At 70.2% G+C, this 18,015-nt stretch carries 21 protein-coding genes; 13 read left to right on the top strand and 8 right to left on the bottom strand.

The window, feature by feature from the left end; genetic code table 11:
* Nucleotides 1-728: 728 nt before the first annotated feature.
* From ABD747_RS24600 to ABD747_RS24580, 5 genes are all read left to right on the top strand, one after another.
* Nucleotides 729-1,487, top strand: coding sequence for a hypothetical protein (locus ABD747_RS24600; protein WP_344809683.1), 759 nt, complete (start codon nt 729-731; stop codon nt 1,485-1,487).
* 5 nt (nt 1,488-1,492) lie between these two features.
* Entirely contained in the window at nt 1,493-1,852 is a 360-nt protein-coding gene (locus ABD747_RS24595; protein ID WP_344809681.1) for an ANTAR domain-containing protein, read from the top strand.
* A gap of 145 nt (nt 1,853-1,997) precedes the next feature.
* Nucleotides 1,998-2,717 carry a GAF and ANTAR domain-containing protein gene (locus ABD747_RS24590; protein WP_344809679.1) on the top strand — a complete coding sequence of 240 codons (720 nt, stop codon included), beginning with the start codon at nt 1,998-2,000 and terminating at the stop codon, nt 2,715-2,717.
* Nucleotides 2,718-2,815: 98 nt separating this feature from the next.
* A complete protein-coding gene (locus ABD747_RS24585) occupies nt 2,816-2,968 on the top strand; it encodes a hypothetical protein (protein WP_344809677.1) in 153 nt (50 codons plus the stop codon).
* A gap of 359 nt (nt 2,969-3,327) precedes the next feature.
* On the top strand, nt 3,328-4,287 hold the full coding sequence (locus ABD747_RS24580) for a sigma-70 family RNA polymerase sigma factor (protein ID WP_344809675.1): 960 nt from the start codon (nt 3,328-3,330) through the stop codon (nt 4,285-4,287).
* A 29-nt stretch (nt 4,288-4,316) separates the two neighbouring features.
* Here the strand turns inward: ABD747_RS24580 and ABD747_RS24575 are convergent, their stop codons facing one another.
* From ABD747_RS24575 to ABD747_RS24550, 6 genes are all read right to left on the bottom strand, one after another.
* Nucleotides 4,317-5,315: an inorganic phosphate transporter gene (locus tag ABD747_RS24575; protein ID WP_344809673.1), complete on the bottom strand. Its 999-nt coding sequence runs from the start codon at nt 5,313-5,315 to the stop codon at nt 4,317-4,319.
* A gap of 1 nt (nt 5,316) precedes the next feature.
* Entirely contained in the window at nt 5,317-5,931 is a 615-nt protein-coding gene (locus ABD747_RS24570; protein ID WP_344809671.1) for a DUF47 domain-containing protein, read from the bottom strand.
* A 24-nt stretch (nt 5,932-5,955) separates the two neighbouring features.
* Nucleotides 5,956-6,174, bottom strand: a complete 219-nt coding sequence (locus ABD747_RS24565) for a DJ-1/PfpI family protein (RefSeq protein WP_344809669.1) — start codon at nt 6,172-6,174, stop codon at nt 5,956-5,958.
* Nucleotides 6,175-6,353: 179 nt separating this feature from the next.
* Nucleotides 6,354-7,193, bottom strand: coding sequence for a glycosyltransferase family 2 protein (locus ABD747_RS24560; protein ID WP_344809667.1), 840 nt, complete (start codon nt 7,191-7,193; stop codon nt 6,354-6,356).
* The gene (locus tag ABD747_RS24555; protein WP_344809665.1) at nt 7,190-8,590 is read right to left on the bottom strand and encodes an MFS transporter; all 1,401 of its coding nucleotides are present in this window, start codon (nt 8,588-8,590) and stop codon (nt 7,190-7,192) included. Before ABD747_RS24555 ends, ABD747_RS24560 begins: the two co-directional genes overlap by 4 nt.
* Nucleotides 8,587-9,981: a glycosyltransferase gene (locus ABD747_RS24550; RefSeq protein ID WP_344809663.1), complete on the bottom strand. Its 1,395-nt coding sequence runs from the start codon at nt 9,979-9,981 to the stop codon at nt 8,587-8,589. The genes ABD747_RS24555 and ABD747_RS24550 overlap by 4 nt, the downstream gene beginning before the upstream one ends.
* Nucleotides 9,982-10,278: 297 nt before the next feature.
* On the opposite strand from ABD747_RS24550, the gene ABD747_RS24545 reads away from it, so the two are divergent.
* The 8 genes from ABD747_RS24545 (at nt 10,279) to ABD747_RS24510 (ending at nt 16,227) form a co-directional block, all read left to right on the top strand.
* Nucleotides 10,279-11,055, top strand: a complete 777-nt coding sequence (locus ABD747_RS24545; protein ID WP_344809661.1) for a helix-turn-helix transcriptional regulator — start codon at nt 10,279-10,281, stop codon at nt 11,053-11,055.
* A 75-nt stretch (nt 11,056-11,130) separates the two neighbouring features.
* Nucleotides 11,131-11,424 carry a hypothetical protein gene (locus ABD747_RS24540; RefSeq protein WP_344809659.1) on the top strand — a complete coding sequence of 98 codons (294 nt, stop codon included), beginning with the start codon at nt 11,131-11,133 and terminating at the stop codon, nt 11,422-11,424.
* Nucleotides 11,425-11,783: 359 nt separating this feature from the next.
* On the top strand, nt 11,784-12,170 hold the full coding sequence (locus tag ABD747_RS24535; RefSeq protein WP_344809657.1) for an SHOCT domain-containing protein: 387 nt from the start codon (nt 11,784-11,786) through the stop codon (nt 12,168-12,170).
* 48 nt (nt 12,171-12,218) lie between these two features.
* Nucleotides 12,219-12,644 carry a DUF6325 family protein gene (locus ABD747_RS24530; protein ID WP_344809655.1) on the top strand — a complete coding sequence of 142 codons (426 nt, stop codon included), beginning with the start codon at nt 12,219-12,221 and terminating at the stop codon, nt 12,642-12,644.
* 72 nt (nt 12,645-12,716) lie between these two features.
* Complete coding sequence (locus ABD747_RS24525) at nt 12,717-13,040, top strand: SHOCT domain-containing protein (protein WP_344809653.1); 324 nt, start codon at nt 12,717-12,719, stop codon at nt 13,038-13,040.
* Nucleotides 13,041-13,207: 167 nt separating this feature from the next.
* Nucleotides 13,208-13,687, top strand: coding sequence for an aminoacyl-tRNA deacylase (locus ABD747_RS24520; protein ID WP_344809651.1), 480 nt, complete (start codon nt 13,208-13,210; stop codon nt 13,685-13,687).
* A gap of 40 nt (nt 13,688-13,727) precedes the next feature.
* The gene (locus ABD747_RS24515) at nt 13,728-14,780 is read left to right on the top strand and encodes an alpha/beta hydrolase (protein ID WP_344809649.1); all 1,053 of its coding nucleotides are present in this window, start codon (nt 13,728-13,730) and stop codon (nt 14,778-14,780) included.
* A 67-nt stretch (nt 14,781-14,847) separates the two neighbouring features.
* Nucleotides 14,848-16,227, top strand: a complete 1,380-nt coding sequence (locus ABD747_RS24510) for a UTP--glucose-1-phosphate uridylyltransferase (protein ID WP_344809647.1) — start codon at nt 14,848-14,850, stop codon at nt 16,225-16,227.
* Nucleotides 16,228-16,291: 64 nt separating this feature from the next.
* On the opposite strand, the gene ABD747_RS24505 is transcribed toward ABD747_RS24510, so the two are convergent.
* Together ABD747_RS24505 and ABD747_RS24500 are read right to left on the bottom strand one after the other, a co-directional pair.
* Entirely contained in the window at nt 16,292-16,942 is a 651-nt protein-coding gene (locus tag ABD747_RS24505; RefSeq protein ID WP_344809645.1) for a malonic semialdehyde reductase, read from the bottom strand.
* Nucleotides 16,943-16,997: 55 nt separating this feature from the next.
* Complete coding sequence (locus ABD747_RS24500) at nt 16,998-18,008, bottom strand: GNAT family N-acetyltransferase (RefSeq protein ID WP_344809643.1); 1,011 nt, start codon at nt 18,006-18,008, stop codon at nt 16,998-17,000.
* Nucleotides 18,009-18,015: the final 7 nt, after the last annotated feature.

The following is an 18,015-nucleotide window of genomic DNA, read 5'->3' as shown; positions in this document are numbered from 1 at the left end:
GCTGATCACTCACCGTCAACGCCGCAGCCACCACATGAGAAGTCTACCAAAATACCTTGCTAATTCACAGACACACCACTAGGTCCTCGCTTCGCTCGGTGCGACGAATACGCCCCTCGTGTACCCGAGGGTCAGCGAGCCGAAACACGTATCGGTAAGTCGTCGGCTTGCCGAAGGTGACCGCGCTGGGCCCTCCCGACTGGACCTCGAGACCAGGGCTCGGAGACGGGGCGATCTTCGACAACCGGATCCAGGGTCGGCGGGCAACGGGTCGCGGTGTGACGGGCCGGGTGGCGGGCGGAGCGACCCGCGGCGGGTTTCGGCGGTTCCCGGTCGGGTAGTCAGCAGGCACGGGAGCTCCGGTTCTGAGCTCGAATCGGGGAACGTGAGGTCGTGCCGGTGCGGACGGAGTCGCGCACGAGGATCGTGATCGTGGTCGTGACCGGCGCAGCGCCGCGGATCGGTCGGATGTCGTGACGACGGCGAAGGGTCGGGCAAGCTGCGCTCGACCCGCGAAAGGTGGTCGCCTCGTTCGACTCGGCGAGCGTGCTGTATGCCGCCCTGGTCGCCGCGCTGAACGGACAGCCGTTCCCGCATCTGGGCAGCTCGCCGGTCGCTGCGGCGGGGTCCGGGCGGCCGCCCGGCTGCCGTGGCCGCTCCTGCGCGGTATCTATGCCCGGATCGGCGCCGCCGAAGGAATCGATCCGAACGATCTCGACCGCGTCGACATGGACGCCGTGGCGGCCAGCTTCGCCGATGCCTACCCCGTACGCCCGTATCCGGCGGCGATCGTCGGGTCCACCAACGGCGCGCTGACGCACCTCGCTGCCGCGATGCAGATTCCGTGGCTGCCGGCGACCGTGCTCGTCCCGGTCGCCCGGGTGGCCGACGCCGATCGGCCCGACCTGGCACTCGACTTCGGTCGCCGGGTGGTCCCTCGGCTGCTGGACGGCAATCCCGACGTCGCTCTGCACCAGATGCATGACGCGGCGCAGGACGAGCTGATGGTGGCCCGGATGACGTACTTCCGGACCAAGTGGGCGACGTTGCCGGACGCGTACGCACGCTTCCTCGCTGCCAGGCTGTCGCCCGGGGCGCCGGTGATCATCGCCGACGACCGCTCGCAGTGGCCGGTGGTGCGGGTCGGGTCGCGACACGTGTTCCAAAACGGCGGACGTGGCGGGCTCACCCCGGACCAGTACCAGCAGCGCGGGCACGGTCCCTCCGGGCACGATGATGATGTTGGCCATCGGCGGGCTCCGGGTCGTCGGCGCAGCGGCTTCGGGCCGCCCGCCAGCTGCAGAGAATGGCGGTCCTGCCGGCTCGGTGCTGAACCGGCAGAACCTCGGGCCGTGTCGATCCCTAGGTGTCGGCGCGATCCTTGCCCGTCTCCATATCCATTACCGGCGATCGCATACGCTTTGGTTGTTGGATTTCGCCCTGTGTCCGCGGAGCCGACGTCGATCAGTGACGTCTTCGAAAGGTGACCCGGATGCAACGACCTCCTGTCGGCGCGACCATTCCTGACGGCATGGACGGGGCGCCCGTGGTTCTCGGCGCGGATCCGGTGCTGACCGCCGAGCTCCAGCGAGAGGTCGAGCAACTGCGGGAGGCCGTGCGTGCCCGACAGCAGATCGGCGTGGCGGTCGGGCTGCTCGCCCACCGGCTGGACTGCTCGCCGGAGGACGCGTGGTCGGTGCTCAGCCGGACCTCTCAGACCATCAACGTCAAGGTCCGTGAGATCGCTCGCGTCCTCGGCGACGCACAGGCCGGCCGGCTGCGGCCGGACGACGCAGACATCGTCCGACGGCTGGCCGAGCATCTGCCCGGCTGGCCGGTGCGGCGCGGCTGAGGATCGGAGGCTCCGGGGCACACGTCCGGACATCGCAGGCGGCGGCGCCGTCGTCGTAGCATCGGACGGTGATCCGATCTCGTCTCCGCGCCCGGCCTCCCGCCGCGGCGCGGTGCTGCGATCCGGCCGGCCGGTGCGGGGTCGCATGAGCATCGATGCCGAAGCGCTGGGTGCCAGCCTGCAGCGCCTGGCCCGCGCCGACCCGGACACCGACGTGCTGGCCACCCTGCGCCAGGTGACCAGGGCCTGCGCTGACATCTTCACGATCACCGGCTGCGGGATCATGATCTCCGACGAGCAGAACGTGCCGCACTATGTCGCGGCCAGCGACGAGACCGGGCGCATCCTGGAGAAGGCGGAGTCGGAGACCAGGCAGGGCCCGTGCACGGAGGCGTACGTCAAAGACCAGGTCGTCGCGAGCAGCGATCTGCGAACGGATCAGCGCTGGCCCGAGCTGGCGGTGGCGATGGCCGATCGAGACGTCCGTGCGGTCCTCGGGGTGCCCGTTCGGCTGGCGGGTGCGGTCGTCGGGACCCTCGACGTCTATCTGGACCGCCCGCACGACTGGGACGATCTCGAACGCGCCGCGCTCTGCCGCTACGGCGCGGTGATCGAGGCCGTCCTCGCCTCGGCGATGGCGGCGCACACGGCGGGCGAGCTGGCCAGTCAGCTCCAGTACGCGCTGGACTACCGGATCAGCATCGAACGTGGCATCGGCTATCTGATGGCCAGCGAGCGGCTGGACGCGGTGGAGGCCTTCAACCGTCTTCGTCAGGCGGCTCGTAGCACCCGGACGAAGATCGGGGCGGTGGCCGACGAGCTGCTGCGGACCGGACGGCTTCCGGAGCTCGGGCCGATCAGGTGACTCCCGCCCAGCTCGGTTTCGCGCGGGTCTCGACGGGTATGGCACGTGACGATCAGGGCCACAAGATCAGGGCCACAGGATCGGTGCAAGGAGTGGACATGCCCTCGGAAACGTCATCGGACCCCCGCGACGAGCGCGACCAGCAACCCGTCAGCACCAACGACTACGACCCGGACGAGGATCAAGACACGGAGTCCACCAACACGGCGCCGGTGGGCGAGCGACCGATCGACCCCGAACAGGCGGACTGAGCCGCTCGTCGTGGACGGCGGCTGACGGCGAGCCGTCACGCCTGCCGTGGTGGAGCCAGACGTTCCACCGGGTGTTCCGAAGTCCGCAGGCTCGCAAGGCCGTGACGTCGGCGTACTCGGCGCACGAGGGATCCCGACGTCGGGGACGTTGCGCAACTGCCAGCCGGCCTTGGTCGAGGTGAAGCTGAGCGTCTCTTCCTCGTCTCTGTTGAAAATCGCGATTCGTCGCCGCAGACCTGCACACGTCCTCGCAGGGAAATCAGATCGGTTCGCCGCCGCCCTTGTGTTCCGGGCGTGATTGTGGTGCTGTTGAGGTGGGTCCAGCCAAAGGCCAGCACCACCAGCAGAGAGGTGCCGCCATGGCGCCCGTTGCTTTTTCTGTCCTTGCGTCCGCTGGCCCCGACAGCCCGGCCAAGGAACCAACTCTCCCCTTCGGAACCGAGGGCGGTCCGGCCGTCGAGAACTCGGCATGGACGTCCGAGGACCCCGCCCGAGAAGGCGACCCCGCCGACGAAGACGACGCGATCGGAGCAGACGACGCCGGCCACGAGGATCGTGACCGCGGGCTCGCCGATCGGACCAGACGACGACTCCGGGACGCCAAGGGCGTCGGCGGAGCCAAACTGCGGCGGATCCAGGCCCAGGTCGTCGACGACCACCTGTGGCTGGCGCGCTCCATCGCGAACCGGTATCGCAATCGCGGCGAGGAACCGGACGACCTGTTCCAGGTGGCCTGCGTCGGCCTGGTCGAGGCCGTTCATCGGTTCGATCCGGAGCAAGGCGACTTCATCGCCTTCGCCGTACCCACGATCAGCGGGCTGGTTAAGCGACACTTCCGTGATCATGGTTGGCTCGTCCGGCCGCCGCGTCGCACGCAGGAACTGGTAGCCGGCATGCGTCGCCAGTGGGCCGATCTGGCCCAGGAACTCGGTGAACAGCCGAGCGACGGGCAGTTGGCGGAGCGGCTGGGGGAGAACGCCACGGCAGTGAGCGAGGCACGGTGCGCGAGTCAGGGTTACAGCCCACTCTCACTCGACCTGCTGGTCGAGGGCAATCCCGGTCTCGGCGCAGCTGGCAGCGACGGAGGCGGACGCGATCGGGTCGAGGCGCGGCTGGTCATCCAGCGTGCGGTCCGAAAGCTCGACGACGAGGAACGCCGCCTGGTCGTGATGCGGTTCTTCGAGGGCCGGTCCCAGTCCGACATCGCCGCCGAGATCGGCACCAGTCAGATGCAGATCTCTCGACGGCTCGCCCGGCTGATGATTCGGCTGCGTAGGATCGTGGGGGACGACGACGAGGCGGTGCTGTTGGCGTCGTGAGCGAGGCGTTCCGCTGGCGCAGCGAGTCCTCACGGGACCAGGAGCAGGGCCAGCGGATAGGCGACGGCTCCGATCAGCGCTGCCGCCGGGAGGGTGAGCACCCAGGCCAGGCCGATCTCACGCGCGACGCCCCAGTGCACCGCTCGCAATCGACGCGTGCTGCCGACACCCATCACGGAGGCCGTCATCACCTGGGTCGTCGAGATCGGTGCGGCGACCACGAACGCGGTGAGGTACAGCACCGACGAGGCGGTCGCCTCGGCGACGAAGCCGTGCACCGGCCGCAGCGGAAAGATCCGCCGGCCGATGGTTCGCATGATCCTCCGGCCGCCCGAGTAGGTCCCGGCGGCCAGCGCCGTGGCGCAGAGCAGCATGGTCCAGACGGGAACGACGAAGTCGCTCTGGTAGCCGGCGGTGACAAGCGCCAGCACGATGATTCCCATGCCCTTCTGGGCGTCCTGCAGACCGTGACCGAGCGCCAGGCTGGTCGCCGAGAAGATCTGGGCGATCCGGAACCCGCGGTCGACCCGGTGCGGGTTGGCGCGGCGCAAGGCCCAGAGCGCGATGATCATCAGCGAGTAGCCCAGGACCAGGCCGATCACCGGCGAGATGATCATCGGCACGATCACCTTGCCGATCACGCCGGACATCCAGTGGATCTCGCTGTGTGACGCCAGCCCCGCCCCGACCAGCCCGCCGATCAGCGCCTGCGAGGACGACGACGGCAGACCGAAATACCAGGTGGTGAAATTCCACACGATGGCGCCGACCAACGCCGCAAGCACGACGGCCAGCCCTCGGGCACCGCTGGGCGGCTCGATGATCGAGGCGGCGATGGTCACCGCGACGCCGGTCGACAGCAGAGCGCCGAACAGGTTCGCGATCGCGGCGATCGCCAACGCCACCCGCGGTGTGAGGGCACGGGTCGAGACCGCACTGGCGATCGCGTTGGCCGCGTCGTGGAAACCGTTGGTGTAGTCGAACAGCAGCGCAACGACCACCACCGTGATCACGATGGCCAGGCTCATCTCAGGACTCCTTGGCCGCGATCGACTGAACCGCGTTCGCGACATGCTCGAACGCGTCCGCCGCGCTCTCCAGCTGATCGACCACCTCCTTGATCTTGATCGCGCTCAGTACGTCGGAAGGACTGTCGAACAGGCTCGCCAGCAGCCGCCGATAGACGACGTCGGCGCGGTTCTCGATCTCGTTGATCGAGATCCAGTAGTCGTCCAGCTTGTTCAGCGTGCGCAGCCGCGGCATCGCGCCGACCGTCACCCGAGCGGCCTCGTCCAGCAGTTCGGCCTGCCGGTGAACGTCCGGCGGCAAAGCGCCGATGCCGTAGAGCACGCACAGATCTCCGGCTGCGTCGATGTCGTCGATCACGTCGTCGAGCCGGGCGGCCAGCAGCGCGATGTCCTCGCGGTCGAACGGGGTGATGAAGCTGGTGTTGAGGGCTCGCATGATCTCGTGGGTGACCTGATCGCCGGCGTGTTCGAGCTCGGTCAGCCGCCGGGCGAGCTCGGGCCGACCTGGCGGGTCGCTGCCGACGAGCCCGCAGATCACGGTCGCCGCCTCCGCGATGTTCGCTGCCGCGCTGGCAAACAGGTCGTAGAACTGCGTGTTCCGAGGTGTCACTCGCATCGGCCGCCTCCTGCGCGGGTGGATTCAGCCCTGCTGACCGACCGCATCGAGAAGCGCGGCACAGAACGCGTCGAGATCGTCCGGCGATCGGCTGGTGATCAGGTTGCCGTCGAGTGCCAGTTCCTGGTCGACGACCGTGGCGCCGGTGCCGATCAACGCCTCCCGGGGTCGGCTGAACTCGACGAGCTCGACTCCGTCCGCGGCGAGAATCGCCACCCGCTTCCCGTCCAGTCGTGGTGTCATGTGCTCTCCCCAATCACGAGATCCGTCCGTTCGCGCGCCGGTTACCCACCCGGGCGCCGGGTCATGCGGACGAGACGCCGGCCGGCGACCACGTCGTCCCCGAGCCGCCGCGCGAGCGGCTTCTCCGCCTCGCCGGCCGGTTCAGGACCGTGCTCGGGTCGGTCAGCTCGGGGGGAGGTTCACGAGCGGCGGAGGTAGCGGACGATTGCCGTCGCGGAGGCCGCGGCGAGCACGACCCGGCGCCAACGCCGGCGTCGACGGCGTACGTCGACGGCGTCGGTGGCGCGGATGGCCGGGGCGGCGCCGAGGAGGGGTCGTGACGTCGCCCGGTTCAGCACGTATGCCAGCGCGTAGTGGTAGCCGTAGGAGACGACCAGGGTGTACGCCAGTCCCTGGTCCAACCGGCGCGACGAGGTGGTCACCGCGTTGTCGGCGCACCACCAGACCCGCCCCTGCCGGCCGAGCCGGCGCAGCAGGTCGATCTCGTCCCCGCCCTGGCTGAGCGTGGTGTCGTAGCCGGCGAAGCCGTCCCGGCGGAACGCGACGTTGGTGGCGGTCAGGTAGCAGACCCGCCCGGTGATCGTGTGCAGCCCCGCCACCATGGCGAAGCCCAGCGGCGGGAACAGCCGGGCCCACCAGGGCGGGTCGGCGTACCGGCACGGCCCGCCGACCGCGACGACGGCCGGATGATCGCGGAAGACGTGGTCGATCCGGCTCAGCCAGCCGGGCGGGTGCACCGTGTCGGCGTCGGTGGACACCACGATCTCCCCGCGCGCGGCCATGGTGCCCGTCTGCCGGGCCCGACAGACGCCGAGCCGGGGCTCCGCGATCACCGTTGCCCCACCCTGGGCGGCGCGCGCTGCGGTCGCGTCGTCGCTGCCGTTGTCCACCACGATGACCTCGTACGTCCCCGGGAAGTCCTGGGCGCGCAACGAGTCCAGCGTGGCCGCCAGCCCGTCTTGTTCGTTGTAGGCCGGAATCACGACGGAGAAGCGGACCGGCTGCACGGCAGCGGTCATCGGATCATCCGGTCGGCGCGCTCGATCCGACCGGGCTCGCCGCCGTCGGCCTCGGAAGCGGGTGCACCGGTCCTGACCCTGGCGAGCTTGCCCGATCGCAGCGCGGCGAAGACGACCGCCGCGGCGAGCGCCAGCGGCGCGACCGCGGCCAGCACCGGCGCGAGCGCGCCGACGTACGCCTGGTGGACGACGAGGAGCGCACCGTCCGGCAGCGCGTCGAGGGTGGCCGGGCCGAGGGAGCGGACCGTCTGGTCGTCCAGCTGTCCGGCCAACAACGACTGGAGCCGGGCGGTGAACCAGACGCCGACGACCGCGGTGCCGACGACGACGCCGATCTCCCGGCCGAGACTGTGGACCGAGGTCGCGGTCCCGACGGCGTCGTCGCCGACCGACGTCTGAGCCACCACGACGGCGACCTCCCAGGCGCTGCCGACTCCCAGTCCCAAAACGATCAGGCCGGCGACCGCGAGCCCGAGACCGGCACCGGTCGAGGTCGCCGCGAGCAGCAGCAGTCCGGCCGCGGCCGAGCAGCTGCCCACCACCAGCGGCGGCTTCGTCCGGCCCGTGCGCTTGACCAGCCGCGCCGTCAGGACGGTGCCGATGGCCAGTCCTCCGACCAGTGCCAGCATCACCAGTCCAGCCGTGGTCGGGCGGAGCCCGAGACCCATCTGCAGGTACGTCGGCAGATAGGCGATCGAGCCGAACGCCGCTACTGCCAGCAGCCCGGTGGCCAGCACGGTCGTGGTGAAGTCCCGGGTCCGGAACAGCCGCAGCGGGGCCGGCGGTTCGGCGGCGGCACGGTCGGTGGGCACGCCCGCCGGCAGCCGGAGCCAGACGACCAGGGCGGCCAGCAGCGCGAACGGGATACCCACCCAGAACAACGACCGCCAGCCCACGTGCTCGCTCAGCCAGCCACCGGCGACCGGTCCGGCCACCGCGGCCACCGCGAACACGGCCCCGATCCCGCTCATCACCGTGACCCGGCGGCGGGGCTCGACCGTGTCGGCCACGACGCTCTGCACCAGGATCAGCAGGCCGCCACCCCCGAGACCCTGGATCACCCGGGCCAGGACGACGGTGGCGAAACCGCCGGCAAGCGCGCCGGTGACCGAGCCCGCCAGGAACAGCCCCAAGGCGGTCAGCAGCAGCGGGCGACGTCCGGCGCGATCGCTGAGCCTGCCGTAGACGGGCATCACGGCCGTGCCGGCCAGCAGGTACGCCGTGGTGATCCAGGCCAGCTGCGCGGCATGCCCGAGATCGCCCGCAACGGTCGGCAGCGCGGTGGCGAACACGGTCTCGGCCAGCTCGGAGGCGAGCAGCCCCACGGCCAGGCCGAGCAGCAGGATCCAGTCGCGCTCCCCGATCCTGGCCCGGCCGATCGGTGCGGAGTCGGTCATCGGCCGCTCGCCGACGAAGGCTCTTCGCTGCCGGTGGGGCAGCGCCGCGCGGTCGAGTCGACCGGGAGCACCAGACCTCGGCGGCGTGCGGGCGGCCCGACCCGTCGCTCGACCTCGTCGACGACGGTAGCCACCGGGTCGGGCAGCAGGGCCATCCGGCGTCGCAGCCCGCCCGCGGCGACGCGATAGCGCGAGCGCACGAGCACGGCCCGGACCGCGGCCCGCACCCGCCGGGGCGACGGACGGCCGGTGCGCAGGTTGACGCCGGCGCCCGCCCAGGCCACCCGGGTGGCCACCTCCGGCTTGTCCTCCGAACCGCCGGCGACCACCAGCGGGCATCCGTTGGCGAGTGCCTGCTGGACTCCGCCGTACCCGCCGTTGGTGACCACCGCGGCGGCCAACGGCAGCAGGTCGGGGTAGGGCAGGAACTCCGCAACCCGTACGTTCGCCGGCAACGGGCCGCCGTACGCGCGGCTCAGGTCGGCCACCGGCCGGCCCCCGGTCGTCACCACGACGAGCAGCGGCTCGCCGGCCAGTCCCCGCACGGTGGGCACGATCAGCTTGCCGAGGTCGTGGTTGTCCAGCGTGCCCTGGGTGACGTGGACGACGGGCCGCGGCCCGGCGAGCTCCGGCCACCAGACGGGCCGGGCCGGCGGCGGGTCCAGCGTGGGCGGCAGCGGCCCGACGAACCGGATCCGGTCGGTCAGCTCACGGCGCGGGTACTCCAGCTCGGCTGCCGACAGGTGGAAGGTCTGGTCGAACAGCGTGACCACGTCGAAGAAGCTGACCGGGCAGGGTGGTGCGCCGACGGCGGCCAGGCTGGCATCGAGCTGAGTCCGGATCGCCCGCAGCGGACCGTGCCGCAACAGGTAGTCGATCTGCCGGTTGCGCAGCCGCGAGAACGCGGTCCGGCCCGGCGCGAGACCGGAGCCGAACGGAGCGCAGTCGACACTGGTCACCGACAGCGGCGTTGTGGATACGCCCAGCACCGGTGGACGCGACGATCGTTCCGCCAGCAGCAACGGCAGCACGCCGTAGAAGCCCGCCTCGCCGATCACCAGATCGGCCGGCTCGGCGCTCAACACGTCACCCACCGCTCGGTACTGCTCGACCAGCGGCCGGACGAACAGTTCCAGGATGTCCTGCCGACCGGCGGCGATGCGGGAGGAGAGGCCACGGGCCGGCAGCCAGTCGTGCAGCCGGGCGTCGTCGTAGTCGACGGAGGCGGGCAGGGGGTGGACGTGCAGGCCTGCCGAGCGCGCCGCGGCCTCGTACTTGCCGCCGGTCAGGAGGCAGACCCGGTGGCCGCGGGCGGCCAGGGCTCGGCCGATCGTGATCATCGGCTGGACGTGTCCGAAGATCGGCGTCGACAGCAGCAACACCCTCGCCATCTCCGACCGATCCTCCTTCGTGCGGTGCTCGTCTCGGCGGGCCGTACGGCCGTTGCCCACCTCCTACCCACGTTGCTTCTGCCGCAGACTCCGTCCTGGACGCCGGTGGGCCAACGCAACGGCGGCTGCCGGCGCGGGTGGTTCCTGCGACGTTGCGGAAATGTGGCTCTGGACGCTCCGTGGACGTGCGCCTGGTGCGGATCACCTCGACCCGTCGGGGCCGTCGAGTTTCGATGCCAAGCCACGCCCGTGGCGATAAAGTCTGGAGTCCGAGGGATTCGTCACGGCGGGGACGGAATGGACTTCGACGAGGTCGTTGCGATCGGTTCGCGGCTGTCGCAGCTGCCCGATCGCACCGCGTACCGGAGAGCCGCGCGGGAGCAGCTGTTGCGGCTGGTCCCGGCGGATGACGCGTTGTGGATTCAAGCTGCCGACCAGTTCGGGTCGGGCTGCGTTGCCATCCGCGGCGACCGATTCGCGATCGATCGGCAACTGAGCGGCGACCTGACTCGCTATTGGACCCGGCACGTGACGCCTCGCTGGCAGACCGCCCACGTGCACGAGCGGACCCCGTTCCGGGTGTCGGACATCATCGCCCCTCGCCGCTGGCGCGAGCAGGAGACATACCACGAGTTGAAGTACGCCATGCCCGAACATCAGCTGAACATCGCGCCGCCGCCGCCGGCCCGCTTCCGGTGCTGGATGCTGGCGCGCCGGGCGAGCGACTTCACCGACGCCGAGGTCGAGCTGGCGATCGGACTTGCGCCGGTGCTCGCCACGCTCGGTCTGATGTACGACCGGCTGGAGCCTTGGCAGGAGGTGGCGCAGAGCGGCAACAACCAGGCAGACCTCACTGCGCGTGAGCTCGGCGTGCTCGGCGCCTTGGCCGACGGTCTGCCGGCTCGCGCGATCGGCCGCCGGCTCGGCATCAGCATGAGAACGGTGGACAAGCACCTGGAGCACATCTACCGCAAGCTGGGTTGTCGGGACCGGCTGATCGCTGTGGCTATTGCGCGCCAGCTGGGCCTGCTGCCCGTGATCCCTCCACCGGCAGGTACGCAATTCCCCGTATAGAAGTACGCGGCTTCGCGGGGCCAGGCTCGGAACGCCGGCGCATCGCGGGCCGCGTCCAGCTGGGGGAGGGCGATCATGTTGGTCGGGACGGTTTACACGATCGCTGACCCGGCGCTGTGGCGGAACGCGCTCGCCGAGGCCGAACAGAGCGGAGAGCTGGAGCCACCGGGACTCACACTGCTGGTGTCGGTGCACAGCGCCACCGGCGACTATGCCTTCGACCTGTGGAGGGCCGAGTCGGTCGACGTCGTCCGCGAGCAGCTGGACCCGATGACCGTCGGGTTGTCGACAAACGCGTACTTCCCGGTGGACGAGTCCCACCCTGCGACGCTGCTGCCGCCGGATCCGCAGGCATCGGTTGGGGGGTGACGCCGAGGTCGGGGATGCCGCCCGGCACCGCCCACCGTCGTACCTCCCCGGTGCTTCACACCTCTCGCTGCCGCCTCACACCCCGAGCAGCGGGTGTGGAGCGACAGTCAGGGGTGTGCAGCGGCAGTCAGGGGTGTGAAGCGGTGGGCGACCGGGGCCTCAGCCGAACTACGCGCGGCAACTGGCCGCCGGACGGCGACGGCGGGGGCGCTGAGCGAATCCCGGGCGACCATCACCCGCGTTGGGTGATCCTGGCGCGTCGCGCCGAGACCACGGCCTCTCAGCCGTCCCGCTGCGCTACCGTTCTCCCGGATCCGTGGCGGATCCGTCGGAATCACTAGCTGAAAGCGTGTCCCTTCATGAACAGCTTCATGGACTTCTTCTGGCTGCTCGTCTGGAGCTTCTTCTTCGTCGCGTACCTGATCATCTTGTTCCAGATCATCACCGATCTGTTCCGGGACAAGGATCTGAGCGGTTGGTGGAAGGCGCTGTGGATCATCGGCCTGCTCGTCTTCCCGTTCCTGATCGCGCTGATCTACCTGATCGCCCGCGGCAAGGGCATGGGTGAGCGTCACCTGGCCGCCGTGCAGAGCGCCCAGGCCGCGACCGACCAGTACATCAAGTCCGTGGCCGGCAGCGGTGGCGCGAACGCGGCGGACCAGATCGCGTCGGCGAAGGCGCTGCTGGACAATGGCACCATCACCCAGGCCGAGTTCGATCAGCTGAAGGCCAAGGCCCTCGCCTGATCCTGGAGGTGCCCGCAGGCACGGCCGGCCCCCGACGAGAGGTAACGAATGACGTCGTTCGGCCCGGCCGACCTGTATGTGGTCGCCTTCCCCGAGGATCACATCCCGGCTCCGGTGCGTGAGTCGCTGCTCGCCACCCTGGAGAGCGGTGTGATCACGCTGCTCGATCTCACCGTCGTCCGGCGCACGGCCGACGGCGAGATCGACATTCTCGAGGTGGACGTGCTCGGTGACGAGATCGATCTGACCGAGATCGAGCTCTCCGGTTCCGGGCTTCTCGGCGAGGAGGATCTCGACCTGCTCACCCGTGAGCTGCCGGCCGGCAGTTCGGCCCTGGTGGTACTACTGGAGAACACCTGGGCCCGATCGATCGCCGGAGCGGTGCGGGATGCGGGCGCAACCGTGCTGGCCGTCGACCGCTTCCCCGCGGAGGTCGTCAACGAGGTCGCCGAGCTGGCCGGCTTCGAGGCCTAGGCGAACGAGCGCGAGCGAAGGAGCATCATGCCCATCGGACGTCGAGTAGGTCGGCCCGGTCTCGTCGGGACCATGGCCCGGACAGCAGTGATCGCCGGCACGGCGTCGGCGACGGCCAACGCCGTCTCCCGTCACCAGGCCAACAAGTGGGAGGGCCAGGCCCAGGCCGAGGCAGCCCAGCAGGCGGCCGCTCAGCAGGAGCAGCAGCGGATGGCGTACGAGGCGGCACAGCAGGTGGCCGCCGAGCAGGCCGCCGCTCAACCCCCGGCCGCTCCCGCGGCCGCACCGGCCGAGGATGACCTGTTGGCCAAGCTCACTCAGCTCGGCCAGCTGCACGCCTCCGGTGTGTTGAGCGATGCCGAGTTCACCCAGGCGAAGGCGAAGCTGCTCGGCTGAGCAGCCCTGTCCCAGCTGAGCAGCGCTCCCAGCTGAGCAGCGCTCCCAGCTGAGCAGCGCTCCCAGCTGAGCAGCGCTGTCCCAGACGTACGTCCCACGACCCCCGCCCGGCGTACCCGGCGGGGGTCGGCGGCGTTCCGGATCGGTGACCGAGGTCGGAGGTGGCGATGAGCGAGGACGATCTTCCCGACGGCGTACGCCGGATGCTGGCGGCCGCGAACGATCGCGGGCTGTCGGTCGAGCTCCGGGTCCGGCCGGCGGCGCGCAGCCTGCCGGAGGCGGCAGCCATCCTCGGCATCGAGCCGTCCGACATCGCCAAGACACTGGTCGTCCGGCTGCCGGACGGTGAGCACCTGTTCGTCGTGGTCGGTGGCGACGCGACGTTCTCCTGGCCGAAGCTGCGCGGATTGCTGGGTGTGAACAAGCTCTCGATGCCGGACGCGGACGGCGCGCTGGCGGCGACCGGCTACGAGCGCGGGACGATCACGCCGATCGGCAGCGAACCCGGTTGGCCGGTGTACGTCGACGAGCGGCTCCGCGGCCGGCGGGTCGCGATGGGTGCCGGCGGGCACGGCTACAGCGCGTTCGTCGAGGTCGACGACCTGATCACGGCGTTCGGGGCAGAGGTCGCCGACCTGGTCAAGTGACGTCGCGGAATCGTCCCCGGGCCCGCCTAGACTCTGCCGCATGTCGCAGCCGGGGAGCACCAGTCGCACGGTGCTCGCGACCATCTGGCTGGCTCTCGGGGTGGCGATGGTGGTCATCGCCGGCTGGGTCGGCTGGACCCGGTGGGAGCCCCTGTTGAACGGGCATCCGGCGCTGCTGGTCGCGACCGTCGCCTGCGCGGTGCTCGGCTTCATCGCGGTGGTCTGGGCGATCGCCAGCCTCGCCGCCGGTGACAAGACCGACCTCCGCGGCAACGACCCGCGGCACCAGCGGCGGACCCGCAAGCAGCTGCGCCGGCGCGCCGAACTGCGGCTGGCGCTCGCGATCCCGGCCCTGTTCGTCTGCATCGTGCTGGTCGCCGTGGTCGCGTGGGCGAAGCCGTTCGCGCCCGCGCCGGGGGTGGTCGCCGCGCTGCGCACCGAGCCCGGCGTGCGGTTCACCGACACCCTCACCTGGTACGAACTGGCCCCCACCGTCCGGAACGCCGACGGCCAGGTGGTCCAACCCAAGGTCGGGCTCGTCTTCGTCCCGGGCGCCCGGGTCGACCCGCGGGCGTACGCCCCGTTGCTGACGCCGCTCGCCAGGGCCGGCAATCTCGTCATCGTGGTGAAGGACCCGTTCGGGATCGCGCTGACCGACCGGAACCACGCCGCTCGGCCGATGGCGGTGCATACCGAGATCGTCTCCTGGGTGGTCGGCGGCCACTCGCTCGGTGGCACGGCGGCGGCGGACTTCGCCGACCAGGACGATCGGGTGAAGGGGCTGCTGCTGTGGGCCAGCTATCCGGCCAGCCCGGTGACCCGGACCGGCCTACAGGCGATGTCGATCTACGGCACCGAGGACGGACTGGCCACTCCGGCCACGATCGAGGCGCACAAGTCCTATCTGCCGCCCGACACGCAGTACGTCGAGGTCACCGGCGGGCTGCACGCCTACTTCGGCGACTACGGCCCCCAGCCCGGCGACGGCACCACCACCGTCGACCGGCTCACGGCGCAGAAGCAGGTCGTCGAGGCGAGCCAGAAGTTCCTTGCCGGCTTCGCCCCGCCGCCGCCCAAGCAGCAGAAGAAATAGCCGCCCACCGAACGAACCGTCGTGAGCAGGTCACCGGGCGGTCACAGCTCTCCCCTACGATGCGGCCATGAGCGAATCAGGACTGCAAGCAGCCCGGGACAAGATGACGGCGGCCGGGGTGGCACCGCAGGCGATCGAGGTGTTCAGCCACTACTACCACCAGTTGGAGGAGGGCGTCACCGGCTTCATCGCCGAGGACTCGATCGAGCCGCTGACCTCGCCGGACCTGCTGGCCGATGTGGAGATCTCCGACGACGATGCCCGGGCCGCGCTGGCCAAGACGGTGATCATCAAGCTCAACGGCGGTCTCGGCACGTCGATGGGGATGGACAAGGCCAAGTCCCTGCTGCCGGTGCGCAGCGGCAAGACGTTCCTCGACCTGATCGTGGCCCAGGTGCTGGCCGCGCGGGAGAGCTATGGCGCGAAGCTGCCGCTGCTGTTCATGAACAGCTTTCGCACCCAGGACGACACCCTGGCCGCCCTCGCACCGTACCCGGACATCGAGGTCGACGGCCTCGGGCTGGACTTCCTGCAGAACTCCGAGCCGAAGCTGCTGGCCGAGGACCTGACTCCGGTCGAGTGGCCGGCCGACCCGACGCTGGAGTGGTGCCCGCCCGGCCACGGCGACCTCTACACCGCGCTCGAGGGCTCCGGCATCTTGGACCGGCTGCTGGAGCAGGGCTATCGCTATGCCAGCGTCTCCAACTCCGACAACCTGGGCGCCGCGCCGGATGCGACCATCGCCGGCTGGTTCGCCGCCAGCGGCGCGCCGTACGCCGCGGAGATCTGCAAGCGGACCGCCGCCGACCGCAAGGGCGGTCATCTCGCCATCCGGAAGGCCGACCAGCAGCTGATCCTCCGCGACACGGCGCAGACGGCCGAGGACGAGATGCACTTCTTCACCGACGAGTTCCGGCACCCCTTCTTCCACACCAACAACCTCTGGTTCGACCTGGAGGTGTTGTCGCGGACGCTGAAGGAGCGCAACTCGGTGTTGGGGCTGCCGCTGATCAAGAACGAGAAGACCGTCGATCCGGCGGACTCGTCCTCGCCGAACGTGATCCAGATCGAGAGCGCGATGGGCGCCGCGATCGAGGTCTTCCCCGGTGCCACCGCGATCGGCGTCGGCCGAGAGCGCTTCCTCCCGGTGAAGACCACCAGCGACCTGCTGCTGCTCCGCTCCGACGTGTACGAGGTCGGTGCCGACGGGCGGCTGACCAAGGTCGTCGAGTCGGCGCCGCTGATCGAGCTGGACTCGAAGTACTACAAGACGATCGGCAAGTTCGAGGACCGCTTCCCCGATGGCGCGCCCTCGCTGAAGGAGGCGACGGGGCTCGCGGTCAAGGGCGACTGGACCTTCGCCGACGACGTCAAGGTGGTCGGCGCGGTCAGCCTCGACGACCCGGGTGAGCCCCGGACCGTCGCCTCGGGCACGACCCTGCTCTGACGACCACGTGCCCTGAGCCTGTCGAAGGGCGCTTCGACAGGCTCAGCGCACAGATCGCGCAGACTCAGACGGTCTCGACGACGTCGGTGTAGTCCAGCCGGGGGAGCCGGGGGCGGTTGCCGCCGTCGGCGGCCGTCCGCCCGATGTTGACGACCATCAAGGTCCGGTGCGCGCCGTCGGGGAAGAACTCGGCGTCGATCCCGGCGGCGTCGAACCCGGTCATCGGGCCGGCGCCGAGACCGGCGGCGCGGATACCCACCAGGAAGTACGCGGCCTGCAGCCCGGCGCTGAACCGGGCGCTGCGCTCGCGAGCGAGATCGTCACCGGTGAACAATTCGCGGGCGCCGGGGAAGACCGGAAAGGTCCGGTGCAGTTCGTCGTGGAAGTCCACGTCGGCGGCCAGGATCGCGGTCACCGGCGCGGCGGCGACGCGGGCCTGGTTGTTGCCGCCCATGTGCCGGACGAGTCGCTCGCGCGCCTCGGGGCTGCGGACCAGGACGACCCGGAGCGGCTGGCTGTTCATGGCAGTCGGGGCCCACTTGACCAGGTCGTACACGGCCCGGAGCTGCTCGTCGGTCACCGGCTCGTCGGTGAAGGCGTACGCGGTGTGCGCCTCGCGGAAGAGCAGGTCCTGGGCATCGGCAGAGAGAGCAAGGTCGCCGAAGTCGGCCTCGTAGGAGGTCAGATCGATATCGGAGTGGAGGAGTTCGGTCACATTCGGTTGAACCATCAACAACCTGAATGTATTTCCCGGCTATGCGAGACCTGGCTCACAGGTGTTTGACGAACTCCGCGGAGACCTCGACCGGACGGAAGCCCATCCGTTCGTTGATCGAGACCATGTAGCCGTTGGTCTCCGCGTTCTGGGTGGTGACCAGGGTCAGATCGTCGCGGAAGGACTGGACCGCCCGCAGGTTGACCGCCTTGGCGGCGAGGCCGAGTTTGTGGCCGCGGTGCTGGCGGTGCACGAAGGTGCCCCACTGGAAGACCTCGGTGCCGCCGCTGCGCGGGACCGACAAGGTCGACTGGGCGACCACCTGGCGATCCGGCGTCAGCGCCACGGTCTCGAACCGGGACCGGCCCATCGCCGTGTCGCGCTCCAGCATCTCGGCGAACCGCTCCGGCGTCATCGCCTCCTCCTCGAAGTCGACCGCACCGGTCGGGGCGTCGACGCCGAGCTGGCCCAGCAGCACACACAGCGACTCGACCAGGTCGGCCGGCATCTCGTCGACGTAGGTGTGCAGGGTGTAGCCCTCGAGCCGGGGCGTCGCCTCGGCGATCCACTCCTCGATCCGGTCGTCCGGCACCGGCAGCGGCAGGTGCCGCACCACCTCGTAGTTGGACAGCTGATAGCCGCAGGCCTCGGCGAATCGCCGATAGCCGTGCGCCTCGCGGTCGTCGAACGGCAGCTTGGCGTCGCTCAGGATCAGGGTCCGGCCGTCGGCCCGGGCCAGCTCCTCCAGCCGGGTCGCCAGCGCCCGGCCGATTCCGCGCCGGCGGTCGGGCACGTCGACACTCAGCTCGAACCATGCCTTCTCGGTGTTGTCCAGCAGGAAGGACCACAAGATCGCGCCCGCGACCAGCCGGTCGCCGTCGTACGCGGCGAAGACCTCCTGCCGCTCGCCGATGTCGGTCGACCGCAGCGCGCCGGCGAACTCCTGGAAGCTCCAGAACGGCTGGCTCTCCCGGCCGAACAGCTGTGCCCGGCGGGAGACCTCGTACAACTGGCGCACCACGTCGTCGTCGGCCAGGGCGTCGGCGGTCAGCTCTCGGATCTCCACAAGCGAC

It is taken from the genome of Microlunatus ginsengisoli (genome assembly GCF_039537205.1).
In the GTDB taxonomy this organism is placed as follows: Bacteria; Actinomycetota; Actinomycetes; order Propionibacteriales; family Propionibacteriaceae; genus Microlunatus; species Microlunatus ginsengisoli.
Note: the sequence above shows the minus strand (reverse complement) of the source record. Positions and strands in the feature narration are given on the sequence as shown.